The sequence below is a fragment of the Agrobacterium sp. MCAB5 genome (genome assembly GCF_052114365.1).
GTDB classification, from domain to species: Bacteria; Pseudomonadota; Alphaproteobacteria; order Rhizobiales; family Rhizobiaceae; genus Agrobacterium; species Agrobacterium tumefaciens.
This window is the reverse complement of sequence record NZ_JBFREP010000008.1, coordinates 63765-88434: the sequence shown is the minus strand read 5'-3', so window position 1 is coordinate 88434 and position 24670 is coordinate 63765. Positions and strand designations below refer to the sequence as shown.

The window sequence follows — 24670 nt, the reverse complement described above, 5'->3', positions numbered from 1 at the left end:
AGTTATTTGAGAAGTGCTTGATAATCACTCACCCGGTGCCTCAAGCCTTTTATTCGCGTTTAAATTCAAGCAACCATTGTCGTGTGTGCCCGGCCAAGTCATTTCTCGAAATGAGCCATCCAGGCGATGATCTGGCGTTAGTACCAGCATTAATGCTGAGATTAGATCGGGATCTTAGAGGTTGGCATGGCTCGCATGGACATTATTTCAGGCATCGAACGCAGACGACGCTGGCCGTTGGAGGTGAAGCTGAGCATCTTGGCGCAAGCAGCTCAGCCTCGTGCACGCGTCTGCGATGTGGCACGTCGGCATGACGTTCATCCATCCCTCATGATCCCAACGTGTGGCGTAGCAGCAGGCATTAAGGACAAAGTCCGGAGACGAAATTCCTTCGGGTTGCAGTTTGTTTCACGCTTAAAGAACTTGCTGAAGTGGGTGGCCTCCTGAAATCCCAGCTTTTCCGCAATCACACCGACCGCTAAATCGGTATGTGCTAACAAGCGCTTGGCTTCGAGAGTTAGGCGCCTGGAAAGAAATGCCTTTGCACTCATGCCAACTGCTATTTTCGTAGCTCGCGTCAGGCTTTTCTCCGTGCACCCAAGTTGCCTGGCATAATCACTGACTTGACTCTTTTCGGAAAACTGCTGCTCGACAAGATTCTGAAAGCGATTGAAGCGTTGGAGCGCCCCCGCATTCTGGTGGTCCTGGCCCGGTCGCCTGCCATGTATGACAGCAAGCCACGTCACAAAGGCATAGAATTCATAACGCAGCAACGCATTGACGTCCGCTGCAAGTTTTTCTGTGCTGGCATTCCCGTCCAGTGGGGAAAGTACTGATCGTGATTCGATTAGCGAGTCGTCGCGCATCCGAACAATGGCGTCTGATGCACGGTTTAGCTCAGAGGCGTCCAGCGTAAGGCTCGCTGGCAAGCGATCAAGATCAAAGACCGGCCGGAGGTCGTTGGATATGGAAAGCGCGGGCAAAAGGAACTCGGGGCGAAACAGGATAATCCATCCGTTCCAGCCCTCGTCGCTACCGAAGTTATGCGCTTGTCCTGGCCGCAGTGCAAGGAAGGTTCCGGCGGAGCAGGATACCGGTTCGAAATCCACAATCTGAACACACCGGCCTTCGGTGACACAAATCAGCATGTAAAATTCATAGCTGTAAGTAAACTGCATGGCCTCCCTCGGTGTTCTTCCCTTGAGGTCAGCTACTGCGAAGACTTCAAGGTCGTACCGATATGATCCCGAGGGGTGATAGCCGAGATGTTCGACATCAACCTTCCTCCGGCTAGTGGAAGCCATTTTTACATAACCTTTCCGGGCATACTGAAATCACCACATGTCCGAATTCTATCAGGAATTCGCGGAAATCTGCCTTTTTGTGCGATGTCATGGCTGTTAATAGCCATGTGAATGGTTATTTTGAAGGATAAAAAATGTCGATTGATGTGAAAAAAATCGGAGAGACGCTTCTTGAGCTGGAGCGTTCGGCCAACGAGCGTTGGAGCATAGGCGACACCAGTGGCTACTTTGAAAGCTGGCACGAAGACCTCGTCTATTTCGATCCTCTCGTAGAGAAGCTCCTTGTGGGTCGTGAAGCTGCGATTGCCCATATCCAAAAGCTTTACAAGAACCCTCATATTATTCGGAATGAATATCTCAATCCTGACGTTATCGTCAGTGAGGTGGGCGATCTTGCCGTGTTGAGCTACAACCTCAATACATTTGTCTCAGACGGAGCCGAGGGCGAAAAACCTCTGCGTGCCTGGAATTGCACGGAAGTCTATCGCCTGATTGATGGTCAATGGCGCATTGTCCATTCGAACTGGGGTCTGACAAAATCGGTGGATATCGCCTCAGTTTAGTGACCGATGAACTCCAATCCGATGTTTCTCGATCGGCTTGCCTTCCGTTGGAGGGCAAGCCGATAACTCGTCCCATGTGGGGAGCGTACTATGAACAAGACTATCCGAGCTGTCGTTCTTTGGTCGAGACCCTCGAAAAAACAACGAACTGAGCAATCTATGGCGAACTGTGTAAACCTCGGAAATTCATAAACTTTGGGTCACGCTAGGTTCCGTTTTTACAGCACGTCAGGCGAAGCTCCCCTACTAAAGTTCCATAACATACATTATGCGATATGTTATACCATAACGTGTTGATATCAGCTCGCTATGCCCCTTGGCCGCACTGTCATTTTGGCCGCAACACACGTTATGGTGGAGTTTTGAATGGAGATTTTACGAGTACGGGATGAATTTCAAGATATTGTTCATGCGGTTCAGAATGCCCCGAGTGTTTACGATGCGCTGCGCGTCCTGGAAGTGGCTTACGATATCGACTTTTCAACTTACCACCTTGCGCTGACGGTAGCGGACGTGGTCGATACTCCATATGTACGCACGACATACCGCGACGCATGGGTTGCTCGTTACCTTCTACGAGGATACGCGAAAGTCGATCCCATTCTGCGCGAAGGTCTCCTCCGGCAACTGCCCTTCGATTGGCGCGAGGTCGAGTTTTCATTAGCGGCCCGTGACTTTTTGCATGACGCCAGGGAAAACGATGTTGGCGCCAACGGCTACTCCATTCCGATCGTCGACAAAAAGCGCCGTGCGCTCTTCTCCCTGAATTCGCACAAGTCTGCTGACGAATGGAACGCAATCGTTGAACAATTCCGGAGCGAATGGAAGGAGCTGGCCTTTCTTATCCATCACAAGGCCATCTTCGAACTTCACGGCGAGCACGACCCAATACCGCAGCTATCCAGTCGTGAAATCGAATGCCTGCATTGGACCGCCCTGGGCAAAGACAGCGTAGATATTGCTGTCATTTTGAATCTCTCCGAGCATACCATTCGAGCCTACATTAAATCGGCTCGACACAAGCTCGGGGGTGGCTCAATCACCTTTACGATTGCGCGGGCAATGCAGCTACGGCTGATCAATCCATTTGGCAATACCCACAGCTGAGGGTACCAATCCGGGGTATTTATCGGCCCTTGTGCAATCCTCATGGTGCTTTCTATCGAACGATGGAGGCAAACATGTACATTCTTGTTCAGGCTCACGAATATCACAAACATCTTGAGCTTCTCTATCAATCATTCCGGCTGAGAAAGAGGGTCTTTGCTGACCACCTCGGCTGGGATGTATCAGTGTCAGGCCCTTACGAACGGGATTGCTACGACGATCTTCAGCCCAGCTATCTCCTCTGGTGCGATGACGATCGGGCGAAGCTCTACGGCTCGGTTCGTCTTATGCCGACGACAGGCCCCACGCTTCTCTACGACGTCTTCCGCGAAACATTCCCCAATGCCTGTGATCTTGTCGCGCCCGGCATATGGGAGGGAACGCGCATGTGTATCGACGAGGAGACCGTAGCGCGCGACTTTCCCGATATGCGCCCAGACCGCGCCTTCTGCCTGCTCCTCCTTGCACTGTGCGAAGTGGCCCTCGACAACGGCATCGATACTCTGATCTCGAACTATGAACCGCACATGCGGAGATTGTACAAACGCGCCGGTGCAGAGTTCGATGAGCTCGGTCGAGCCGACGGCTACGGAAGGTTTCCAGTTTGCTGCGGAGTCTTCGAGGTCTCCCAGCGCGTTCGCGCGCAAATGCGGCTGAACTTGAAAGTGGCAGGACCTTTGTATGCAGGCCGTTCATTTTCCAGGCAGGGCGAATTGCCGGCATTCATAACCGCTTGAATCGGAGACTGCGGCAACCAACCAGGACTGGAGGGAGCCGCACAAGGTATCGAGGTTTCAATAAGGCAAGGCTGGCTTCCAGCTTTGATCGTTAGCGAATGAACTACAATGGCAACACATTCCGGAAAATCGGCTCTACGGGCCTCGTCATTTTCGAGAGAGATGGGACCCTGTTGACACGGCAAAGCCCGCCGAGGGATTTCATGCTGGGAGACATCAGCAACGAATTCGTCCAAATGCTTCAGCATCTGCGCGTAACCGGCATAAGGTTTGGGTTTATCTCGGATGCAAGAGGAATGGACGTCGGCTCCCACGGCATAGCAGAATTTGCGGCCCTCACCGGACGACTCGACGAATTACTGCGGACCCGGGAGGCGGCGCCGGATTTCTGGATGACATGGGGTCTTTCTCCGCAAGAAAGTAGAGTCGCTGCCCAGACAGGAAAGGAGCGACGAAAGACCGATGGTTTGATCTCCGGGATGATCTTACAAGCCGTTGAATGGTATGGTGTCGACAAGCAGGAAGCCATATTTGTCAACAGCACGGCGGCTGGTCTGCTGGCGGCAAACGATGCAGATATTGCGGCTCTGCAATATTCTGGTCTTCCAGCGGATCGAACCATTCCGCCCTTGATAGAAAGGGAACAGCAATATCTTTCTCCGTCTGAAATTGTGGACATTCAACGGCTTCACACCGAGATTCAACGGGTTATCGGGCTGAGCCGTCGCCGGTCAGCCTAAACGCAGAATAGAAAACGGATTGTCGCCTCAGCGGCTGCGGTCGCGAGGCGGGCGAAGCTTTATCGACTTTTGCGACTCGCGACTACGTTGTTGGGCCTTCTGGCGCTCGCGATCCGCGCCATCGGCTTCCGTCCTGTCGTGCTCGGCATTGGACCTGGCAATACGCGACTGATCGCTTGAACGGTTGTTTGAGCTTTTGTTGACAATGCCCTGCTCCGCAACGTGATCACGACCAGCCGCCGACTTCGTTGCCAAACCGTTCAGGCTGGTTTTGTCTTGGCCCCCATCACCACGATCGCGGTTTCTGGCCACACGTGAGTCAAGCTGGAGCCCAACGACCTTCCCAATGATCTTCGTCGCCTGTTCGAAGATCAACCGATCGGATGGGTCGGCAATCTTCGCAGCAAGATTGATCGCAGAGTTTGCGAGCGTTTCTTTCGCGGCCTTCGCTTGGGCAGCGTTAATCGGTGTTGATCGCAACATGTGCTCATCTCCTTTCTCTCTGGTAGGGTCACGGCCGGCCTGGACGGCTGTCTCAAGCCGCCGGTATTCACGTTGGAGCCCAATCGCCATGTCCTGGCTAAGCTCGCGCGCAGTGCTCGGAGCAGACCGGTCCTTCGCGATCTCATCCAACATCTTGAGAACAAGTCCGACCGAGTGGCGGCTCTGATCGAGCCGCTTTCGTGCATCCTGCAATCTGGGGGCAGTTGGCGTATCTCGAACCTTGGCCAGGACTTTGTCGACGACGTTACTCGGCGCCGTGGCTCCCATTCGCCGAAACATTTCCCATTCCCACCGTTTGACGGGCGGCGGCCCGGCCCGCTCAAGGCGCTTCTGACGATCAATCGGGATGCCCCGTTCACGTGCTTTATCGGCGAAGCGAAGTCGCCATTCGGTAAAGTCGCGAATGTTCGGATTGAGCATCTTCCCATTGGAATTTCGCAGCGCGACGATCACATGCAGGTGTGGATGCTTGTCGAGATCGTTGCGATTATGGACGGCATAGGCATAGCGGTGTCCAGCAAATTGCTCCCTCAGGAAATCACGGCCGGCAAGAATGAGTTGATCGCGATCGACATTTGCCGGTCCTGAGAGCAACAGGTGCATGAAATCCCGAGGCTGGCGGGTCTGCATAAGCGCACCGACGACTTTCGCTTCCGCCGTCAGCTGTTTGTGATCCGCAGTGGTTGTTTCGCGCCGCTCAGTGCCGTGCAGATATCGCCCGCTCTTACCAGGACGCTCCTCGACATGCGTGGTCGTCGAAAGTGTTACCTCCGCGCCCCTGCGTTGCATGGCGTGCAGCGTAGCAGTCAGCCCTTTCGGGCCCGACGAAAACTCGGCCGGGTATCGCGAGATCGGTGTGATCCCCTCGTTCCTCAAAGCTTGATCCAGGCGTGAGTCGATTGCATGGGCCGCATCCAGCTCGCCCGGGATGCGATTGCTACTGCTTCGATCAGACCTGTCCTTCTTTTCGTGGGCGATCACCAGGGCGAAATGCAATCTTGTCTGCCCGTTCACACCGTCGCTCACACTGAACGCGTATGTCCGGCCAGTGTCACCAAGTTGGTGAAAACCGTCAGCAGCGAGGGAGCCAAGAGCTCGGGCTATTTCTTCCCGACCGGCTTTTTCAAGCTCGTAGGTCAGACGCAATACGTCGCTGCTGCCCTTCCGATTGCCAAAATCCCTCTCCCATGAACGCGCCGCTTCGTTCAGATCCGAGACTTCGCGGTCGTCCTGATCGAGCGCCTTTTCTTCCTTGCTCTGGTAGGCAAGCACGTTTCCGGCGGAACCAGCCCCGGCACCATAGGAGAGGACCTTTACCACCACCGCATTGTTGCCAGCGGCCCGACTGATCGCCGAGGCAGCGCCAGCATTCTTGACCGAGGGTCGCTTGCCTAGGCCGACTGACGGTCGTTTTCCGCTGCCACCACCACCGCGTCGGCGCAGATCGTCTTCGATCAAATCAAGGTAGCTCGGCAGTCGCCGACCTTCCGGTCTAGACTTTGAGCGATTTCTGGAGACCTCGTTCATCGTGTTTCCTGATGAGCTCGACAATGTACGATGACGGCCGGACAAAGGCGGCGTCGCGGATGGCGTCGATGGCCCCTATGACCTCGTCCAGCTTCTGTGCGATCAACTTGATACCCTCGGCGTGCCCGATCTCTTGTGCGAGAACGGCCTCGTTGCGAAAGGCAAGTTCGCGGAGAAACTGATGCATATTTGCCATTTGCCGGTCGTGCTCTTCGAGCATCGCTGGAACATGCATGATCTCCCTGGTGACGATCAGCTTGGCGATGATGTTGATGGAGATATCGAGCCGTCCGGCAAGTGCGTCGACATTGCTCAGGATGTGATCAGGCAGACGGAACATGATGGGGGGGTGTCGCATGTGATCTATAGCCCTCTCGCCTTCAGCGCCTCCAGGATGAGCCTGTGCGTCGCCGACGACAGTTGCTCATGTTGCTCCAACGAAACCCTGAAAATCTTCGTCAACACGTCGTCATCGAGATAAAGCGATATCCGTTTTCGTTTCCCGGATACGTCAGCCGCTTTGGCCCGCACCGGCGCCGCTGATCGATCCTTGCGTTCTTGCCTGGCTGGCGCGGGGGTCTTGGGAACATCTGTCTCAGAGGGTGCCGTTTCCTGTCGTTGCGGATCGCCATCGGGCATGAGTGTGTCGAGATCGATGGTCGTTGGCATATACGAGGTCGCGGCCTCCTCCACATCCCTGGCCTGCTCTTCACGGGATCGGGCAAGGGCGAGAATGTTTCCGGCAGGCGTTCTTTCCCTCGACATCGTTTAGGCGGCCTCCGCCTGCAGTAGCCCGATGAACTCGTTGTTGATCCTCTTCACCAGATCGATTGCGTCGAGCACGCTTTCTGACGCCCGCCGCTTGGCCGACGGCGTCAACGACGGATTGTCTGCAATGCCTGCAAGCTTGGAGTAGAGGGAACCATAACCGGCCCCGACATCGCTGAAATGATTGCTCTTGCGGACGACTGTCTCGACCATCGGAATCCGGCCGCTCGCCAGGATGGCGTGAACCTCGGGAAGGGATCGATTGTGCTTGAGGGCAATCATGTCTACGTAGTTCCAGATTGCCGCGTATGGGATCGGCTCACGATCCCGCTTCCGGCTTATCTCCGTCAAAATGGTTGCCACTTTGATGGCTGATGTCGCAGCTGTCGGCTCGGGAATGACCGGAATGAGAATTGCGTCGCACTCGTGATAGACCTCGATCGCGCGCTGATGCACATAACCGCCGACATCGTAAATCCGGATGTCCGCTTCGGGAGCCTTGTCGAGGCGCTCACGAAACCTGTCACCGGGCGCTACGCGCAGATGCAACAATGTCCCGTCGGTCGGCAACAGTCCCCGCTTCATGGAGACATTGTACCAGCGCGTCGACGATTCCTGCTCGTCGCAATCGATCAGCAGAGTCCTGTGCCCCTGCTGCGCAAACTCCGCAGCAAGATTGACGTTCAGCGTCGACTTTCCGGCCCCACCTTTGAAGGTCGAAATGGCGAGCGAGAGAGGTTTGACTGTCATAAAATTTCTCACTCTTTGGACCGAAGCCGAAGTTGCGATCAATCGAGCCCGCTCACGCGTTCGCCAGCGGAAGATCGAAACCCATCGGGTTCAGCAAATTGTCTTCGCCCCCATATGACACGAGGGAAGCGCATTCTTTTACCGACCACGAAGCTTTGCCCGTGCTTCCTCCTGCTGTCGGGCTGCGATTAACCCCTCATTGAGCCGCATCATTGCGCGCTCACGTGTAGCCTCGGAAATTGGATCCCTCCCCGGCCAGAAGCGAAGGATTGGCAGGACGAGCAGCAGGAAGGAGGTAATTGTCGCGGCCTTGAACCATGCGGATCGGGCATAGAGATCGGCAGCCCATTGCCAAAGATTGTCCGTCATTTCTAGCGGCAGAAGAGCATATGAGAACGTCAACACAATCCAGTAACCGACGAAGGCTGCGACCAAAATGCATGCGGCTGACACCAGCAAAAAGCACGCGATCTGGAACATCAACCACACGGCACGGAATGGAAGTGTGAAGGCCACGAGCGCCCTTTGATACATCGCCATCTTCTTGTCCCCACAGGCAAAATGAGTACCTGAACAACCATATCTCAATCTTTGCAGCTTTTCCATACTTGCACTACAGTACAATTTCGTGCATGTTCAAAAAAGTCAACAGGTGACGGATGAGAACATGAAGAATGGCGCATGGCGATCTTCTCGCCACCTCATTTGCAGCCTTTTGGGTGCTCTGGTCTCGGTGCCCGCGTCGGTTAGGGCCGACACGGCTGAAGAGTTCGTCAGCTACTACCAGCAGGCCTACTTACAGGGGCGTGACCTGGTCCCCGCATTGCCGATACCACTCGATACGTCCTCGATTGCGACACGACTCGATCTCCAGAGTGTCACCCCGAAAGCTGCGCTGAGCGGCAATGGGTTTCTCGCAGCGGATGGAACTATTATCAAACTCGCAGGAGTTCAGGGCTGCCTTTCAACCGAGCCGCTCGATTATTCGGGAATTATTTCGACCTGTGCCATGATCTCGCTTGCCGCGATGACTGCGACCATCGCAGAGATACAGGAAGTTGCTGGAAACGCGCTCCCTTGCCATGAGCTTGGGCGGAGCCCCGGCCATCCGACGGTACGATATGCGGAATGCTTTTTCATGGACAGAGATACCGCGCGATCGCTTTCTGAAGTGCTGATCAGCAAGGGCGTGGCCTTCGCCTTCCGTGACAGTGCTGGCCAACCGGCCTTTCCGGAATATGCGCAAATGGAAAACGTCGCACGGGCGAATAAAGCCGGTATCTGGGCCAGCGCCCATTTCTTCCATCCCTACGGTGAGCGCTACCGCGCCAATCCGACAATGCACTGATGCGGACCGGAACCTTGATGCTTATATCCACGATCACAGCTTCCGGCTTCTACGCAGGAATTGTCATACTGCCGATGCTTGCTGGTAACGAATTCTCGCAGATGCAACTTCCTCGGGCACCAGCCTCTCCCGTTCCGGTATCGCAGGCTGACCCTCCTGTCACGAAAGACGCGGAGCTTGCTCAATCTTCCGCATTTGTACCCTTCCCGACACACGCGCAGTTCGAGACCGGCGATAGCTGGGTCTCAGGCGGCCGGCGGTATCGGCTCTTTGGTCTACAGGCATGTCTGCGCGGGACTACCGTTACCGTATCTCAAGGGACTTCGCGCGACTGTGGAGAACTGAACGTGATCATGATGCAGGCCCTGGTCAAAGACGCAAAGCCCGTCTGCACCAACATTCAGATGATCAACGAGAACAATGTGGTTGTCGCGTGTCAGACAACGGCAGGCCAACACAGTTATGATTTTGCGACCTATCTTATCGCGCAAGGATGGGGATTTGCCGCAGTCGATAGCACCGGCCAACTCATTGTTCCTGGCTACAGGGTCGCTGAGGAAAGCGCGCGCACTGCCCGTGCAGGGCTTTGGGCTTATCCTGACATGCCGCACCCGGTCACCGTCCTGATGCAACAAGCCGGGGTTTCGCGATGAAGGTCTCTGTCATCTCGATGATATTGCTCGCCCTCGCCCCCACAGGATCACTGGGGCAGGCTTTCCCCAGCGACGTTCCGCGTCAATTGTACGGCAGGGTTCAGGTCGTCGATGGCACTACATTCGAATTCATCAAGACCCGTCAGCTCGTCCGTCTTGCTGGATATGAAGCCCCCCGGCTGGCGCAAAGCGCAACGACTGAAGGTGTGACATGGCCGGTCGGGCAGGTCTCGCGCGCTTGGATGGTCCTTCGGACGCTCGGCCAGAACGTTAATTGTGCGCCGATCGGTCGCGACAGCAACAAGAACCTGATCGCCCATTGTTTTGTGGGCGAGACCAACCTGGCGGCGACGGCGATTGCAGAGGGGATCGGCTACGCCTTCAACTATCCCGACGAGCCCCAGGTCCTCGCCTATTTCGATCTGGAGAGAAAGGCGAGAGGGCTCGGCTTTGGCATCTGGTCGTCGCCGGACTTATCGCCGCCCTGGCTCTACAACGTATTCCCAGTACCTGGTGAGAGGTCCGGCGGCCGCACGCCAGCGGCCGAAAAGAGCCTTCCCCTGCCCCTTCCGGTCACTCCCGACACCGCGCTGTCTCTCACGCAAGCGCAAGGAGGCTAAATGAAAAGCCCTTTCGAAACTTCGGCTATTTTCGCAATCTTGCTCGCGGTTTCTCCGATCGTCGCCGGAGCGCAGGACGGCGCCACGCAAACACAAATCGAACGGCGCGATCCGGACTTTTGCGGTGCGGGTGGTGGGGGCTGCGACCCAGCAGAAGTGCAGCAGTGGAAGGCGGTTGGCAACAGGCTTGCAGACCTGTCCTCGGCCGACCTTAGCCAATACGCCTATGCCTGCGCCAAGCATCGTGATTGGAAATTGGAGTGCGAAACCAACCCGATCGCGATCCTGAAGCGCCTTGGTATCGAAGGATATTGAGGCCGCCCGTGCGTAGCTCTCGCAATGACGCCGCTGTCGCTGCTGCAATCGGCCTCCTCGTGGGAACCGGTGGTGGCTATGCGATCAATGAAACGGTGTGGATTGGTCAGACAGTGGAACTAAGGCTGGAAATCACACGCCTGAAAGAGGAGGCGCAACAGAGGCTGACGGTTGATGTTCCCAATAACCAGGAGGCGAGTGCCGCGATCGCCAAATCAGGTCGTACGATCCGGATTTCTGAATGCAAACCCCGCCAGGCCGTGCCCGGTGTCACCTGTACCGGCATCATCACCACGACCAGTGGCTCGTTTGCGGGAACAACGCAACCAGGCGTCCTGTCGTTTGCCAAAATCGACGGCACATGGGCGCAAATCCAGTAGTGCACACAAAGGAGACGGATAGTGAAAGCGATCATGTTCTTGGCCGCAAGTTTGATTGGCGCGCTGTCGACGGTGCCTGCAAAGGCAGAAGACGCTGAATGGGGATGCCAGGTTCTGCTGTGCGCCGCATCGAAAAACCCAAACTGGCATGGTGTCCCCTATTGCGTTCCACCAATGCGCAAACTCATCGCAGCCATGTCCAGACCCGGCTTCTCCTGGCCCATCTGCCATGAGGCGAAGGCGGGAAAGCCTGGCCGTGAAACCTACAAAGATTGCCCACCTGGCACCACGGCCGGTTACTCGTCGCGAGGCGGCGACAACCATTGGCGGGGAGAACCCGACCAATGCATCGAAACAGTCAATGTCTGCCGGGCTTCGGGCCAGCACGATGGCAATACCAGGTCAACAGGTTTGACGATCAATCGGCATTTCGGCCGAGATGGCGAAAGCTGCATCCAGCAGATCGCCACTCCGCGCCCGCGCCGCGCGGATCCTTACTATTTCGATATTCCAAACGACGAAGGGGTGAAAGAAAGGTTCTGGTTCAACCTGAACCAATAGCGCTGGCCTGTTACCGCTGTGGCGAACTTGGCATCACGAGTCTGTCGCGGCGGATTTCTGCTTTTTGCGGCGGGCTTTCCAGACCGCTATCCGATGGAGGTCGGCTTCGGTGATCCTGAGCAAATCCTCGATAACGACATTCCATTCTCGCTGCATCTTGTCGAGGGTCGAGAGTTTGACGTCACGCATGGCACGGGTCACCTGCGATATGTATGCTTCATGTACGCCAAGCTGCTCGGCCAGTACCCTGTTCGTCAATTTGCGCTCGGCTTTCAGACGCTCCAGGCCAATGGCTAGCCTCTCCTGGAACGACAGTGAGTCCAGTGTTGAGATGTCGATGGGCTCGACCGGGTTTTCACGCTTCACACGAGGCATCGGACACCATCCCTGGCCGCGAATACAGCCCTGCTATGACAGAGGTGAATGCCAACAAAACGACGGCCCAACTCCCTGTCACGGCGAGCTCGCTGCCTCCCTGGAACTCTCCTGTTCATCCGTCCCCCGATATCGACCGCAAACCAAAGCGATCAGGCGTAAACCAATTGTTGGCCAAATTTTGTATTGGGCAGTTCGCGAACTCGTTGCGGTCCCTACACCTACACCGCCAAGGTCCGACCGTGCAAGTGGACCTGGCCTGCAGACTGGAGCGTGTTACCGGACGTACCGTACCGGTTCGAAGACGATATGCGTATAGTGGTCAGGAACAGTTCCGCTCATGTACTGGCCGACCTTTCCGGGGAAGAGGCCGCAGCGCTGCGCGCCTGGTATGGCGACGCCGCTTCCAACGCAGAGAAGGCGGTCGCCCTCGCTGTTATCCGGCAAGCCAAGGTGATGAACGGCTGGATCGAGTGTGATTGTCTCACAGGTCGGGTCCAACCACTACTTGCCCCGATACGGCAGGAGCATACCTATACGTTGCGACGATTGTCGTCCAAGGACGAGGACCCTCTCCGACATATGGAGCGGCCAAATCATACAAGCACCTGCCCGTTCCACGTCGATAAGGACGCCAAGCCGGCGCTCATTGATCGCAGTTACTACATTCGACCGGTTCGAAAATCCGATCGAAGCTACATCGATGCATTGCCCGCGATTCCCGACCGTCTCGCCGACGTCGCTGACCGTGACATCAACCGGTTGACTGAGCGAAACGACAGACCGTCCAGACTCGGTGGCATCCTGTGGCGGCTGCTCGACGACGCCGGGATGAACGTAATCCCACCATTGCAGGATGATCCCGATCTGGCACTTCGAAATCAGCTCTCGAGACTGCGTGCCGCCGCGAGGGGCCTTCGGGTCTTGAGAACATGGTCTCTCAACGCGCTGCTCTCGACGTGGGCCGCCGATTACTGGGAGCCCGACAGCCGCTGGCAACGCCTGCTCGAAACCTCACGTCCGGATTGGCCCGGTACGCTTCGTCGGACTGGCTTCATGCTGCTGTTTGCCAAAGCTGTGTCCGCTCAGGCGATCATGCCGGCATCATCCTCGCGACCAATCGACGTGCTCGGAAAGGTGCGACAACCGCTGCGCGGCGACCCGTCACGTCGAGGCCCGTTCCTCAGCCTGCTGAACGTGGACTTCGGCGACGATGACGCGGGGCCAGTGCGAGCTGTTCAGGCCTATGCCCAGCCGGTCTACAATGGTGACACGCTGTTTCCGGTGGAATCCGGTTTCGAAAGAGATGTCTCTCATCTCCTGTTCTGGCTTCAGGGATCCCTTTTCGAAAGTATTCCTGATCTCCGCGTCAAGATTACCAAACCGCTCTTCGCGTCAGAGACACCGCTTGGGCCCTGCCGGCCGGATTTCGTCCTGGAAGCAACCTACAAGGACCATAGGCCGGCAACATTGATCGTTGAGGCCTTCGGCATGGAAACCGAAGAATATCGCGAAGCCAAGGACAAAACCGTTCCCCGCATGAAGCGTCTCGGGCCGATTTTCAGCCTCTTTCCCGAGCATCTCGCGGAGGCAAATGCGCAGGCCACAGCCAAGCGCCTGCAAGATTGGGTGGTCGAGCAGGTCCGGCACATTTGAAGCGTTAGAATTCAACAAGAACTTGAACGGATGACCTGCCAAGCTACGCTTAGCGCGCCGTGTGAACGCTTCACTTACCGAACAGGCTATAAAGAAAGAGTCGCCATCGGCCCTTAGCGGTCAGGCGCCATCCCGAGGAGCCATGAACCCATCGTTCGTTAATTCTCGCGGCTTTCCGGAATGGGAATGGGCTATGGTTTTCTAGGAACGTTTCGTAGGTTTTTGACCTCCACCCAGGAATTTCTTGATAGACGGTTTCGTCGAAGACAATGTCGTTTACCGCGAAGTCAACGAGGCCGGTAGGAGATCTATTAAGGACGACCCACTCTCCCGGCTCCACTGCGAACCTGTCTGCATAGGTGCCGACTTCACGGCTCGCAATCATATTGCTGAAGTACAGAATATCAGCAGTAGGTATAATTCGCTGGATCATTATCGGATAATGTGGGTAACCCCCGTCATCCCCCCACGAGTTGATAACATCAAGTTCAAACGCAATCGTTTCTTTGCCAGCTGCCTGGGCTGCTCGCTTCAGCCGCATGATGGTCTGGGCATAGCTTTCACCAGCGGTGGGATGATCACGAATCTCGCGCACCATTCGTTTTAGGTGAACGATATGGATACTTTTGTCCCGTAGTAATGACTGGGTGTGCTCGTAAAGTCGCAAAAGTTCGTCGCTGATAGCGTCAATCCTTTGAGGCGTCAGTGTTTTAACTATCTCGACGATAACTTTCTCTTTGTCCTTAGATGGAGAATGCTCAAAAACCCTGTCAGGAAAGAAGGGAAATCGATAGACGTGAAGCGCTCGCTGCACAAAAAATGTGAGAAAGGCATAGCCCATCCCTTTCGTCCAAGTGAAGCCTTCAACTGGCCTGCTCGCTAGGCCGTCGCCATATGTGATGCAAGCGTAGAGTAAATCATCCTCTATACGGAAAAGCCGATCCTGCATTTCCCGGACAGGAAACAAGATGTCTTGGCTCGTTCTCACGCTGCAGCTCTTCATATCCGAACTTTGCTGCGGCGAAGGTGTAAAGTCGATATCCTGTGTTGTCACGTCGGGTTCCCATACAATTTCGGCTCAGTCGGGAATTAACCTCACGCCGCCCGTCTATTCAATCCAATTTGGAAGCTGGAGACTGGCCTCCGGTCAGGGGCGAAGTCATCACCGATCTCGGTTCATTCTCAGCCAGCTGACTGCCGGATCAACGACTTGCGGAAGTAAGATGCACAACGGATTACCATATTGTGGTTGTCTGGGCAGGATTTGAGCCCGCAACCACATTGTAGGTGATAGTCTTCGCTGACGCGCAAATATTTCTTCAAAGCAATGTCCAAGCTTGTATGACACGAATTCATTCGTTAGCTCCTCGAACCGCGACCACAGTCTGGCCGCGAACAAACGGTCGGTGTCAGAATGAAACGAATTTGTCACCACTGTGAAGGCTCACCCAGCTCTCGCGCCGCCGCAGCGAGCAGGGCATCCTGAACCGGCGCCAGCATGTCTGGAGGGCAGCGTCCGAACATGTGCGCTACGAGCTCGTCCGCGAGGTGCGACAGTGTTGGCTTTAGCCTTTTCGGAAACAGATGATCGATCTCGCTCTCGTCAGAACCGAGACGCTGAAGCTCGGCGCGGATCGTTCTCAGCTCCATTTCGCGTTCCTTCACCATCAGCCAGAGACCAGGTTCGGCTTTGGCGGCGGCAACGATCCGTTCGAGGCTACGCTCACCGGCAATATGCAGGCTCGAAAGGTGTTCTATTTTTGCCATGCTGTTGTTCTCCTGATGCTCGGGCACCGCAACCTGTCCTGGTCGAGCCCTGTGAACTTCGATTCGCTCGAGGTCAGCCCACTACGCGCCATCCGGCTCTTTGTTGGACTCCCCATTATCTTCGCGCAAAGGATCGCGGGCAGTGTCTGCGAACTCGCGTAGCCAGGCTCTCGAACTGTCCTCGGTTAGCTTGCCGGAGAGCGTGTCTATCAGGAGCTCGACGTCCGCATTCAACTCTTCCGGCTCAACTACATTTTCCGCAGCCTGCCTGAAGATGACTTCATTCAAGGCCTGAAGGTCGTCTCCGAATGCCTGTCTTACTTCCTGGCGCTGGAGAACGGGCGAATCGGATGACCGATCACGGGCGGCACCTGCTGAGACGGGTGCGCCATCCTGACGATTATTCCCGCTCGTCGGAGATCCGGAGTAGACACTTCGGCCGAGCTTCTCTTCATCGATATCGAGATTGATGTCATCTGCAGGTTTGGCGTGGAGGTCTTTTGCCTCACCGCGCTTCTCTTTCCGGCTGGCCGCACCATGGGCGGGCCCGCGCGCCGGCTGCCGATGCTCATCGCCATGGTCTCCTTCGGCCACACCTGCTGCGCGGGTCTCATCGAGGTCCAGCCGGCGACGCAGTTCATCGAGGGAGGAAATATAAACGTGACGAACGCCTTCCTTGACGATGAAGCGCAGGTCATGAGGCTTGCGGACGCGCTCGATCGCAGCAAGGTCGATGTCAACTCCGGGTTCGGCACCTGGCCGATCGCTCGGAGAGGCTGCATCCGGAGCGACGGGGATGGGGAATTCGAAACGGTCACTGTCTGCGATCGTCCACTCTACGGGCTTCAGACAGGGCTTCGGCACCATCTTGAACTTGCGCACTTTCGCGAACATCCGTTCGCCACCAGCGTCCAGTTTCATGATCCGCATCACCGGCATGCCGGTGACCTGCAGGATAGCCTCTTCCGGTTTCATCATCATCAGCGTGTTGACCGGCAGGAGATCGACAGAGACCGGGACCTTCGAGATCGACCGTTGACGGCGGCCGTGGCGATGGGAATAGGACGACTGCTCAATCCATTCCGTCGTTTTCCCCGCCGCGAGCGAGACCGCCATCGCATCGTCCTGGTTCTGGAAGTTCATGAAGACCTTGATCGTCGATGCCCCCATCAGGATCTTCTGTCCGGACCGCTGATACAATCGCTCCAGCTGGGCCCCGTCCTGAAGAATAAAGACAAAACGCACGCCATTTTTTCGTATCAGGGGGGCGAGCGTCAGCACCGTGTCGATGCGGCCGCCATTGCCGAACTCGTCAAGCATCATCATGACTTCGTGCTCGCCATTGGGCAACGACCCCATCTGGACCAGCTTGTCGGCCATTTGCTGAATGAACATCGAGATCAGCCGCTCATAGATCTGGATGGCATTCCAGTCGGCCTGGATATAGATCACCATCTTCCGCTTTCTGATCATGTCGATCGGGATCGTCGTGATCGAGGTGAGCGCCTCCACCAGCGGGTTCTGCAGGAAATTGAGTTTGGCGACGATTTCGGCCGCGATACCCTCGCCCAGCTTTTCATGACGACCGGCAAACTTGGTGAGCTGCATACGGGTCTGGTCGGAGAGGATCGTCTCATAGTTCTCCAGCAGCTGGACGATTGCCGTCCGTTCGTCGGACATCGAGTTCAGAATACGGTAGAGTTCGCTCAGCGACTTGCGGGTGTCAGGGCATTCGAGCACGAAGCCAAGCATGGCGGTGAGCAGGATTCGGGCACTCTCCTCCCAGAAGTCTGAGGAATCCGAGCGCAGTCGCTCCGGCAACAGCATCTGCGTCAACTTCTGGAGGTCTGTGATGCGCTGGTGAGGATCCGTGCTTATTAGGTCGAGAGGGTTGTAACCATCGGTGAACTTCGATCCCGGCGCCAGCAGGAAAGTCTCAAAGCCCTTGTCCTTCAGATAGCCGGAAGTCTCCTCGAACAGTTCACCGCTCATGTCGAGCACGACCTGAGAACCTTCGAAACTCATCATAGAGGGGATGACGAAGCCGCGCGACTTTCCCTGTCCGGGGGAGCCGATCAACATCACATGCTGGTCGCCGTCATTGCGCAAAAGCAGCCCTTGCTTGAGCCCGAGCACGATCCCTTGCTTGTCGCGCAGGCGAAAGTCAGCCGCATCCTTGAGAGTCGCAAGGCGGGCCTTACCCATGATCATCCGCTGGCGCTTCTGGATTGCTGCACCGATCGGAAACCCCACAAGCGCGCCGGCCGCGGCAAGCCCCGCCAGCGTGGCCTGAACCGTCTGACGGGATGGCCGCTGGTACCCACCGGCTGCATCGGTCGTCCCGAACGGTGCCTGATACATGGCCGCAAGATGGCTACCGTAGTAACTGGCGATATCGGCATGTTCGCCAGCCTTCGTGGCAACGAGATAAAAGGCAAAGCCATAAATAAAAGCGCCGGCCCAGGCGGCAGCAAATATCATCGCGGTAAGCGCAATCAGACTGAACATTGAGCGGACATGCAGGAGATAAAGGATCTTGCGCGAGAGCGCCCTGCCTCCCTTCAGCATCCATATGCATATCAGGAAGAACAGGAACGGTGATGCAAGCGTGAATGCCAGAAGCGACAATCCGACCGTATTGCGGGTATGGATGATCGACCAGGTGTAGCGGGCGCCGTCAGCGATGCGCACTTGGCTCACATAGTCGAAATACGATGGCGAACCAAAGGAAACGATATAGGCGTCATAGATCAAGGTGAAGAAGGCAAGCCAAACCACCACGACGCCCAAAAGCGCGACGGGCAGTGTGAAAAAAGACAGCTTTTGAAGACCCGACCATTTCGGGCGATCATTCTCTCCGTCCGTGTATACGCTGGCCATGTTCATCAACCTCGTCGGCAAAATAGATCTCGCTGACGCCGCGACCGCCGGCGGCATCGCTCTTCTTCAACTGAACCACGATCGGGATGATCGAGCGGATGTAGCGGATGATGTCGTCGCGCTCCATGCGGACATTGCTGTTGAGCACCAGCGTCGACAGTCTATTGAAGGCATGGTGCGGCGAGTTGGCGTGGATCGTCGACATCGAACCGGGGTGACCGGTGTTGATGGCGTTCAGAAAGTCGAACGCCTCGTCGCCGCGCAGCTCACCCATGAAAATACGGTCGGGCCGGAGGCGAAGCGCCGTGGCCAACAGGTCGCCCATCGTCACCCGCGCCTCCCCTTGCCCCCCCTTCGAGACCAGCAACGAAACAACGTTTTCTTGGCGTGGCTCCAGTTCGGCCGTGTCCTGCATGAGGATGAAGCGCTCGTGGTTCGGGATTGCCGTCAGCATGGTGTTAAGGAATGTTGTTTTCCCGGTGGATGTGCCGCCCGATATCAGCATGCTGCGATGGTTGGCCGCCGCCAGTTCCAGGAACGCCCGCGCCTTTCCTGTCCGCAATAGTAGCGAGAGTTCAACATCGACATCATCGATGTAGTCGTCGCCGGTTACCTTGGTGAAGCGGAAGGCGCCCGCCTTCTCATAGTCGTTGAGGTCGAACCGTCGGATGAACTGCTTGCGGATCGACAACGCGTGTCCGGTTGCCGAGGTCGGGCTCAAGACAAACTGAACGCGCTCGCCACCCGTCAGTGTCGCCGACAGAAGTGGATTTTCGGCGTTGATGGTCTGCTTTGTGAAGGAGGCAGCGCGAGACGCCATGTGGCGGATGACATCCTGATCCAGTCCGGCGATGTCGTGGCGCACCATCTGGAGATGACCAATCTTTTCCAGCCAGACTTCGTTACTGCGCTGGCAGGAGATTTCGACGACAGCGGGATCGTCGAGGAAAGGGCGGATCGGCTCGAGCGCCTCGGTCAGAAAGTGCTGTTCGGCGGAAATCTGGGGGCGCGCATTCATTTGCCGTATCGCACCTTGCGCAGTCGTTCGAACTCTTCGCGTACCGGGTCGGGATAGAGGCCGGCAAAATCGAGGTCGCGTGTTACGAAGACGGTGATATCCGAGCCTTGGGGAATGTAGATGGTTGGGCGGATGTTGCGGGAATCCTCAAACGCCGTCGCTGCCATTTGCTGGATGCCCGAGGCGATGGTCTCCGCGGCAATCGCGCGGGCGCGGTCCTGAGATGTCTCGCCATTGTCCTGCGGAATGCGGGTGACGCTGCCATTGTCGTTGACGATGGTAATGTCGCGATCGTCGCGCTGGCCGAGTTGCGCGATGTACTGCGTCGCGCCGCCGATCAGCGTCATCAAAGCCGGCGGCCCGAACCGCTCCCAGTTCTTTCTGTCTACGACACCGGTCATACCCGATCGCCCAAGACGGTCTGTGCCATAAGAGCCAAGCTGCACTGAGACCCCGTCGCCGCGGATCATCCGCGTCCAGACAATCAGGATCCGTTCCTGCCCCCTCTGGACGCCGGACTTGTAATCGCCAATCAGCGAGGAGCCGGCCGGAATGAGAATCCGTCGGCCGTCGAAGGAATAGACATCCTCACGCACAATTCCCTTCACCATGCCGGCGAGGTCGGAACTGATGGCTGTCTCCAGCGTTCCTCGGATCATCGTGCCCTGCGGAATCCAGGCATCGGTACGACGGTTCTCGGTGGCGACCGATACCTCCACACCCTGTCCGCCGATCGACTTCACGAAGGCACGGTCGCCATCGACAGCACCGCCGACATCTCCGTTCGTGGCGTTTGATGCACCAGCGTTGCCGTTCGCCCCGAACAGGCCCGCTGGTTCACCGGACGACGCCGCAGCCCTCCTGGTCTGGTCAGATTGATCAAAGACCATCGCGGATGAGCGGATGCGCTCGAGCAGTTTGGCCTCCCGCTCCAGCTCGATGCATTTCGGGTTGTCGGGATTCTTGCCTCGGGAGCAATCGATCTCGGCAGGGGGCACGATTGGGGCTGCAGCCGGCACGCGCGGGGCCGGTGGTGGCGGAGGTGCTTCCGGGACCTCGACCGTGGGCAGCGGCGGCGGTAACGGTGTTCTGAAGCCTTCATTTCTTGGTGTCTGGACGGGCCGGAATTCCTCACGGGGTGTCGTGTCAATCGGTGGCTCTTCTTCGCCGCCCGTCAGAAGGAAATAGAGAACCACACCAAGGCCGGCAATAGCGGCAACGACGGCAAACGGGCGCATGAGGCCTATGCCACCGCGCCTCACCTGTCCGCCAATGGACGTGTCGGTGTCGATGGATTGGTAATTGGGATCCGACATGGTGCCCCTCCTATCTTGATTGCGATTGCTGGCTGAATGTTCCGCTGCCAATTCGCTTCGGCGATACCGCGCCCTCGATCGGCGCAGGAATATCGGCAGGGGCAGTCCGGAGATTGAAGAGGCAGGTCTCGGCCTCAGTACCAAAGCGCAGTGTCCACTGCCGCGAGACCTTGTCGATGACGATGTAGTCGGCCTCGCGGCGGTAGTTCACGAGGCTTTCGCGCCGCTTGCCGTCAACGATGAAGATCGCCGGAACGTCGCCGGTGAATTTCATGAAGGTCTTCAATCCATCGTCAAAGACCCAGAGCGGCTTGGCTCCGTCGCTTCCCTTGAAGCCGTAGTCGTAATTGACCTTGTCGCGACGGATGTTCTTGATGTTGGGATTGCGCTGGGCTTCCTGTGCCTGCTTCCAGAGCTCCGTCGTTCCTTTCAGTCCGGCATCCTCAGGATAGGTGAACCGCAATTTGAAGGTCTGGTTCTGCATCGCCTTGGTATCGTTGACGCGCAGGTCGAAGGAATAGGTCCGCTTCGTCGTGACCACCGAAAGATTGGTGGCCGCATCCTTCTCCATCGGTTTCAGAGTGAGCGAGCGGCGGTCAGCCGAGGTAAGTATCTGCCAGGAGACGGTATCGCCGGCAACGACCTGCGTTATATCCTCGTCCGGACCGAAGAGGATCGTCGTCACCAGCCCGTAGGTGCCCGTCACGAGGAAGACCTGCTCGGCCGAATAGGGAAGCGACCGGATTCTCGGATCGAGCCGACCCGGCCTGGCAACGAGCTCGGCATGCGCAACCAGCGGGCCCAGCAGCATGAACAGAGACATTGCAACGCTCCGCCTCATCATGGCGTGATCCCTGACGGCATGGTCTCGGGAACCCTTGCATATTCGGTCACGACAAAGCCGAGAGGATTGTAGAGACGGACCCGGTTGCTGGCGGGCAGGTTGATCTGCCGGTAGCGTATGGTCGCCGACCAGCGGGTGACGACATCGCCACCACGGCGACGTTCTCTTGTCTCGAAGCGAACAGCCATGGTCGATGGATTGAGGGGATTGACCGAGAGGATTTCCGGGCGGATTTCGCCGGTTGCACCGAGCATCTTGACCGGCCCTCTCGGATTGGAGGGGTTCATCCAGGCCTCGTAGTCCTTGAAGGCTTGCGAGCCGGGTTCCGACCACAGCGCAATCGTGTCGAAATTGTCCGACAGATAGCGAGGATCGTAGGTTTCGCGGCGGATCACATAGTTGCCCGCAAAGGCGGCTCGGACAGCCTGGTTTTCCGATACGCTCGAGCGATCCTTTTCGAGCGTGGTTACCGTCTCCATGTAGCCGGTGTTTTTGTCCACGATCAGCGGGACAACCTCGGTACGTACCAAGGGAAAGAGTTGAGCAACTGAAAATGAGAGTACAGCCGCGACGGCCCAGCCGGCTACCGCGAACACAAGCAGGATCAGACCGATCAGGTTGCGAAGGGAGCGATTCTTCTCACCCCAGGAAAGGTGTTGGTCGTAAATGTCCTGCGGACCGGCAACCTGGTCGGCCGGCGCGGATTGCAATTGCCTTCTGAACAATGCCAAGGTCTATCCCCAAAACATAATCGTGGTTAATCTCTTTAAGCCGCGTCATCGGCAGAAGCGGCTTGCGCATGGAAATTCTGAATTCGACCAGCGCATGTTTCGCCTCACTCGCCGCTGCGCCGACGCATGGTCAGCATCCGGCCGAGCGCACCAGCGCCTGCAATCCCGCCGCGGCCGGCGAGCGCAGCCGCGGTGACCGCGCCTTTTGGCCCGGCAAGTATGCCAAGAGCCATCGCTGCCGCCTGTCCGCTTCTCGAACCGCCCGCGGAGAGGCCAGCGCGAGCCGCTCCATACGTCGTGTTGACACCACCGCCGTCCGGTACTGAAGGCGCGATGCCGTAAGCGAACGTCCTTGCAAAATCAGGAACCTGGAAAATGAAATAGGAGATCAGCGCCAGATAGAGCACCATGGCCAGCACGATCGCCAGCGCATTTTCCCTGGTCGCCATGTCGCCGTTGATCGTGTCCATCATGCCAATGAGAAACCCGAAAGACAGCCCGGCCATGACATAGGTGAAAAGCAGCATGAACATGCCATAGGCGATGCCCCTCACCCACGCATCGAAGACGAAACGCGTGATGCCGAAGAAATAGGAGAGAATGGCGATCGGACCGATCGCAAGCATGACGGCGGTGATCATTTTCGCGAACAGCGTCACGCCAGTCAGGATCAGCAGCATCGGCAGCAGGCCGAAGACCAGTACGATGAAGACCACCACGGCCCCTGTGACGTTTGGCAGCCATCCGGATTCGTAGGAATTGAAGAGCTGCATGGCGAAGTCGTAGACCTTGCGCGACATGCTGGCGACTTGGCTGGCAAGATCGGAGCCAGCGGATTGCCCGCCCATGGCGGACGAAATGGCAGCACCCAGATCCTGAGGTGACGTCAAAATGAATTGACCGATGTTGTCGTAGAAGGTGGCCCAGGACATCACCAGCGCATAGGCAAGCGCGAGTTTCGAGGCCGTGATAGCCATGTCCTGCAAGGAGACGCTCGACAGACCGAGCGCACCCCAGAGGAAATAGAGGATAAGAAACAGCGCAAGGATGGATGAAACCAGATCGCCATTCTCGGCGAACAGTCCCCATGCTTTCTCGAGGGACGCTTCGTTGATCCTGTCGAAGTATCCGAGTGCGTCGCCATAAAAATTAACCGCGTAGCTGACCGGATCCATTACTCCCCCTGGAAGAAATTGACGGGTCGCATCGGACCGCAATCGCTCCTGACGATATCCGCAAGGGCCTGTTGCGACGGCGCTGGTTGTTGCCCCGCCTCGTAGCCGAGCGCCGGGACGGGGTTCTCGTCAGCTGAGCATCTGGCCAACTGTTCGAACTTGCCCCCGCATCCCGACAAGGTGGCGACGGCCAGGATCAGCAACGGGTCGAACCTCAATGGTTCTGCTCCTCGAATGCCTGCAGCTGATCGCGAACCGAAGCCCCGTCTGCGCCACCGCCGCCCGAGCGCATCACGCTGTCGGGAAGTGTTGCGAAGGTCTTGAGGTTCTGGGATGAGGTGGCGAGGGCCGCCTTATACTGCTGGTTCAGCAACATCACCTGATTGTTGAGTGAGCCGACGGCCTCATTGGCAGTCTGGTTGCCCTGTAGCACCATCTGCGTGTTCTGTTCGAGTGCGCCCTTCAGGTCCTGCGCCGTGCCGATCTGCTCCGTCGCCTGCATGAAGGCATTCTGCCGATCCTTGGTGGCGCTGTTCATTGCATCGGTGAGTGCCGTCAAAGTCGTCAGCGCATTGATGCCCTGCGAATAGGCCTGGTTGGCGCCTGACAGCTCGCCTCCCTTGACGGTATCGACGACCATCTTCACCAGATTGAGTCCATTGATCAGCTTGGCGGCAGTGTTCTGGAATTCACCGCTAATGCCACCGAACAACGCTTCGTTTCCGGACAGGATGCTGTCGAAATCCGGCGCCTGGCCCATGCTGAAACCATTGCCGGTCGCAAGCTTGGCAAACTGGCTGGCGTCCTGCGACCGGTCGCCAGTGATCGCCTGAAGCGTCTTTATCGTGTTGTCCTTGACGATGGACGTGTCGCCCTGGATCTGCTTCGAAAGCTTTTCAATCTCCTCGCTTATCGCGATATTTTCCTTGTCCTTGACCGGCACCTGCGCAAAGGCGTGCGACACTGTGGTGATGCCGAGTGCTGCGGTAATAACGAATTTTCTCATCTGCCTTTCCTCTCTCTTTGCCTGT

27 protein-coding genes and 1 pseudogene are annotated in these 24670 nt (G+C 57.0%); 12 read left to right on the top strand and 16 right to left on the bottom strand.

The window, feature by feature from the left end:
• Nucleotides 1-186 precede the first annotated feature (186 nt).
• Nucleotides 187-276: pseudogene (locus AB4Z23_RS18080) on the top strand (hypothetical protein); the annotation flags it as partial.
• Nucleotides 277-317: 41 nt separating this feature from the next.
• On the opposite strand, the gene AB4Z23_RS18075 reads toward AB4Z23_RS18080, so the two are convergent.
• On the bottom strand, nt 318-1304 hold the full coding sequence (locus tag AB4Z23_RS18075) for an AraC family transcriptional regulator (RefSeq protein WP_441360434.1): 987 nt from the start codon (nt 1302-1304) through the stop codon (nt 318-320).
• Nucleotides 1305-1438: 134 nt separating this feature from the next.
• On the opposite strand from AB4Z23_RS18075, the gene AB4Z23_RS18070 reads away from it, so the two are divergent.
• The 4 genes from AB4Z23_RS18070 (at nt 1439) to AB4Z23_RS18055 (ending at nt 4451) form a co-directional block, all read left to right on the top strand.
• Nucleotides 1439-1867, top strand: coding sequence for a YybH family protein (locus tag AB4Z23_RS18070; RefSeq protein WP_441360433.1), 429 nt, complete (start codon nt 1439-1441; stop codon nt 1865-1867).
• Between the two features lie 366 nt (nt 1868-2233).
• On the top strand, nt 2234-2974 hold the full coding sequence (locus AB4Z23_RS18065; protein ID WP_258115158.1) for a LuxR family transcriptional regulator: 741 nt from the start codon (nt 2234-2236) through the stop codon (nt 2972-2974).
• A gap of 74 nt (nt 2975-3048) precedes the next feature.
• Nucleotides 3049-3711 carry an acyl-homoserine-lactone synthase gene (locus AB4Z23_RS18060; protein ID WP_258115157.1) on the top strand — a complete coding sequence of 221 codons (663 nt, stop codon included), beginning with the start codon at nt 3049-3051 and terminating at the stop codon, nt 3709-3711.
• Nucleotides 3712-3914: 203 nt separating this feature from the next.
• Nucleotides 3915-4451 (top strand): hypothetical protein, encoded by a 537-nt coding sequence (locus AB4Z23_RS18055; RefSeq protein ID WP_441360432.1) that lies wholly within the window; start codon nt 3915-3917, stop codon nt 4449-4451.
• A 27-nt stretch (nt 4452-4478) separates the two neighbouring features.
• On the opposite strand, the gene AB4Z23_RS18050 is transcribed toward AB4Z23_RS18055, so the two are convergent.
• The 5 genes from AB4Z23_RS18050 to AB4Z23_RS18030 form a co-directional block, all read right to left on the bottom strand.
• Nucleotides 4479-6482 (bottom strand): relaxase/mobilization nuclease domain-containing protein, encoded by a 2004-nt coding sequence (locus AB4Z23_RS18050; protein ID WP_441360431.1) that lies wholly within the window; start codon nt 6480-6482, stop codon nt 4479-4481.
• Nucleotides 6448-6840: a hypothetical protein gene (locus AB4Z23_RS18045; RefSeq protein ID WP_441360430.1), complete on the bottom strand. Its 393-nt coding sequence runs from the start codon at nt 6838-6840 to the stop codon at nt 6448-6450. The genes AB4Z23_RS18050 and AB4Z23_RS18045 overlap by 35 nt, the downstream gene beginning before the upstream one ends.
• A gap of 5 nt (nt 6841-6845) precedes the next feature.
• Nucleotides 6846-7247, bottom strand: a complete 402-nt coding sequence (locus tag AB4Z23_RS18040; RefSeq protein WP_441360429.1) for a hypothetical protein — start codon at nt 7245-7247, stop codon at nt 6846-6848.
• A gap of 3 nt (nt 7248-7250) precedes the next feature.
• Entirely contained in the window at nt 7251-8000 is a 750-nt protein-coding gene (locus tag AB4Z23_RS18035) for a ParA family protein (protein ID WP_441360428.1), read from the bottom strand.
• A gap of 138 nt (nt 8001-8138) precedes the next feature.
• Nucleotides 8139-8606, bottom strand: a complete 468-nt coding sequence (locus AB4Z23_RS18030; protein ID WP_441360427.1) for a hypothetical protein — start codon at nt 8604-8606, stop codon at nt 8139-8141.
• 61 nt (nt 8607-8667) lie between these two features.
• On the opposite strand from AB4Z23_RS18030, the gene AB4Z23_RS18025 reads away from it, so the two are divergent.
• From AB4Z23_RS18025 to AB4Z23_RS18000, 6 genes are read left to right on the top strand one after another with little or no spacing between them, the layout of a single operon-like run.
• Nucleotides 8668-9348, top strand: a complete 681-nt coding sequence (locus AB4Z23_RS18025; protein ID WP_441360426.1) for a nuclease — start codon at nt 8668-8670, stop codon at nt 9346-9348.
• 17 nt (nt 9349-9365) lie between these two features.
• Entirely contained in the window at nt 9366-10001 is a 636-nt protein-coding gene (locus AB4Z23_RS18020; RefSeq protein ID WP_441360425.1) for a thermonuclease family protein, read from the top strand.
• On the top strand, nt 9998-10621 hold the full coding sequence (locus tag AB4Z23_RS18015) for a thermonuclease family protein (protein WP_441360424.1): 624 nt from the start codon (nt 9998-10000) through the stop codon (nt 10619-10621). Before AB4Z23_RS18020 ends, AB4Z23_RS18015 begins: the two co-directional genes overlap by 4 nt.
• Nucleotides 10622-10936 (top strand): hypothetical protein, encoded by a 315-nt coding sequence (locus AB4Z23_RS18010; RefSeq protein WP_441360423.1) that lies wholly within the window; start codon nt 10622-10624, stop codon nt 10934-10936.
• Between the two features lie 8 nt (nt 10937-10944).
• Nucleotides 10945-11316 (top strand): hypothetical protein, encoded by a 372-nt coding sequence (locus AB4Z23_RS18005; RefSeq protein ID WP_441360422.1) that lies wholly within the window; start codon nt 10945-10947, stop codon nt 11314-11316.
• A 33-nt stretch (nt 11317-11349) separates the two neighbouring features.
• Nucleotides 11350-11877, top strand: coding sequence for a hypothetical protein (locus AB4Z23_RS18000; RefSeq protein WP_441360583.1), 528 nt, complete (start codon nt 11350-11352; stop codon nt 11875-11877).
• 33 nt (nt 11878-11910) lie between these two features.
• On the opposite strand, the gene AB4Z23_RS17995 is transcribed toward AB4Z23_RS18000, so the two are convergent.
• Nucleotides 11911-12252 (bottom strand): helix-turn-helix domain-containing protein, encoded by a 342-nt coding sequence (locus AB4Z23_RS17995; RefSeq protein WP_441360421.1) that lies wholly within the window; start codon nt 12250-12252, stop codon nt 11911-11913.
• 309 nt (nt 12253-12561) lie between these two features.
• On the opposite strand from AB4Z23_RS17995, the gene AB4Z23_RS17990 reads away from it, so the two are divergent.
• The gene (locus AB4Z23_RS17990) at nt 12562-13908 is read left to right on the top strand and encodes a hypothetical protein (protein WP_441360420.1); all 1347 of its coding nucleotides are present in this window, start codon (nt 12562-12564) and stop codon (nt 13906-13908) included.
• A 70-nt stretch (nt 13909-13978) separates the two neighbouring features.
• On the opposite strand, the gene AB4Z23_RS17985 is transcribed toward AB4Z23_RS17990, so the two are convergent.
• The 9 genes from AB4Z23_RS17985 to AB4Z23_RS17945 all read right to left on the bottom strand — a co-directional run bounded on the left by AB4Z23_RS17985 (nt 13979) and on the right by AB4Z23_RS17945 (nt 24645).
• Nucleotides 13979-14962, bottom strand: coding sequence for a hypothetical protein (locus AB4Z23_RS17985; RefSeq protein ID WP_441360419.1), 984 nt, complete (start codon nt 14960-14962; stop codon nt 13979-13981).
• Nucleotides 14963-15336: 374 nt separating this feature from the next.
• Complete coding sequence (locus tag AB4Z23_RS17980) at nt 15337-15675, bottom strand: hypothetical protein (protein WP_258115143.1); 339 nt, start codon at nt 15673-15675, stop codon at nt 15337-15339.
• 81 nt (nt 15676-15756) lie between these two features.
• Nucleotides 15757-18555, bottom strand: coding sequence for a type IV secretory system conjugative DNA transfer family protein (locus AB4Z23_RS17975; protein WP_441360418.1), 2799 nt, complete (start codon nt 18553-18555; stop codon nt 15757-15759).
• Nucleotides 18524-19573, bottom strand: coding sequence for a P-type DNA transfer ATPase VirB11 (virB11, locus tag AB4Z23_RS17970; protein ID WP_258115141.1), 1050 nt, complete (start codon nt 19571-19573; stop codon nt 18524-18526). Before virB11 ends, AB4Z23_RS17975 begins: the two co-directional genes overlap by 32 nt.
• The gene (gene virB10 / locus AB4Z23_RS17965; RefSeq protein WP_441360417.1) at nt 19570-20889 is read right to left on the bottom strand and encodes a type IV secretion system protein VirB10; all 1320 of its coding nucleotides are present in this window, start codon (nt 20887-20889) and stop codon (nt 19570-19572) included. Before virB10 ends, virB11 begins: the two co-directional genes overlap by 4 nt.
• 10 nt (nt 20890-20899) lie before the next feature.
• Entirely contained in the window at nt 20900-21712 is an 813-nt protein-coding gene (locus AB4Z23_RS17960; protein WP_258115139.1) for a TrbG/VirB9 family P-type conjugative transfer protein, read from the bottom strand.
• Nucleotides 21713-21729: 17 nt separating this feature from the next.
• A complete protein-coding gene (locus tag AB4Z23_RS17955; RefSeq protein ID WP_441360416.1) occupies nt 21730-22464 on the bottom strand; it encodes a virB8 family protein in 735 nt (244 codons plus the stop codon).
• A gap of 104 nt (nt 22465-22568) precedes the next feature.
• Entirely contained in the window at nt 22569-23639 is a 1071-nt protein-coding gene (locus AB4Z23_RS17950; protein WP_441360415.1) for a type IV secretion system protein, read from the bottom strand.
• Nucleotides 23640-23853: 214 nt separating this feature from the next.
• Nucleotides 23854-24645 carry a conjugal transfer protein gene (locus AB4Z23_RS17945; RefSeq protein WP_441360414.1) on the bottom strand — a complete coding sequence of 264 codons (792 nt, stop codon included), beginning with the start codon at nt 24643-24645 and terminating at the stop codon, nt 23854-23856.
• Between the last annotated feature and the right edge of the window lie 25 nt (nt 24646-24670).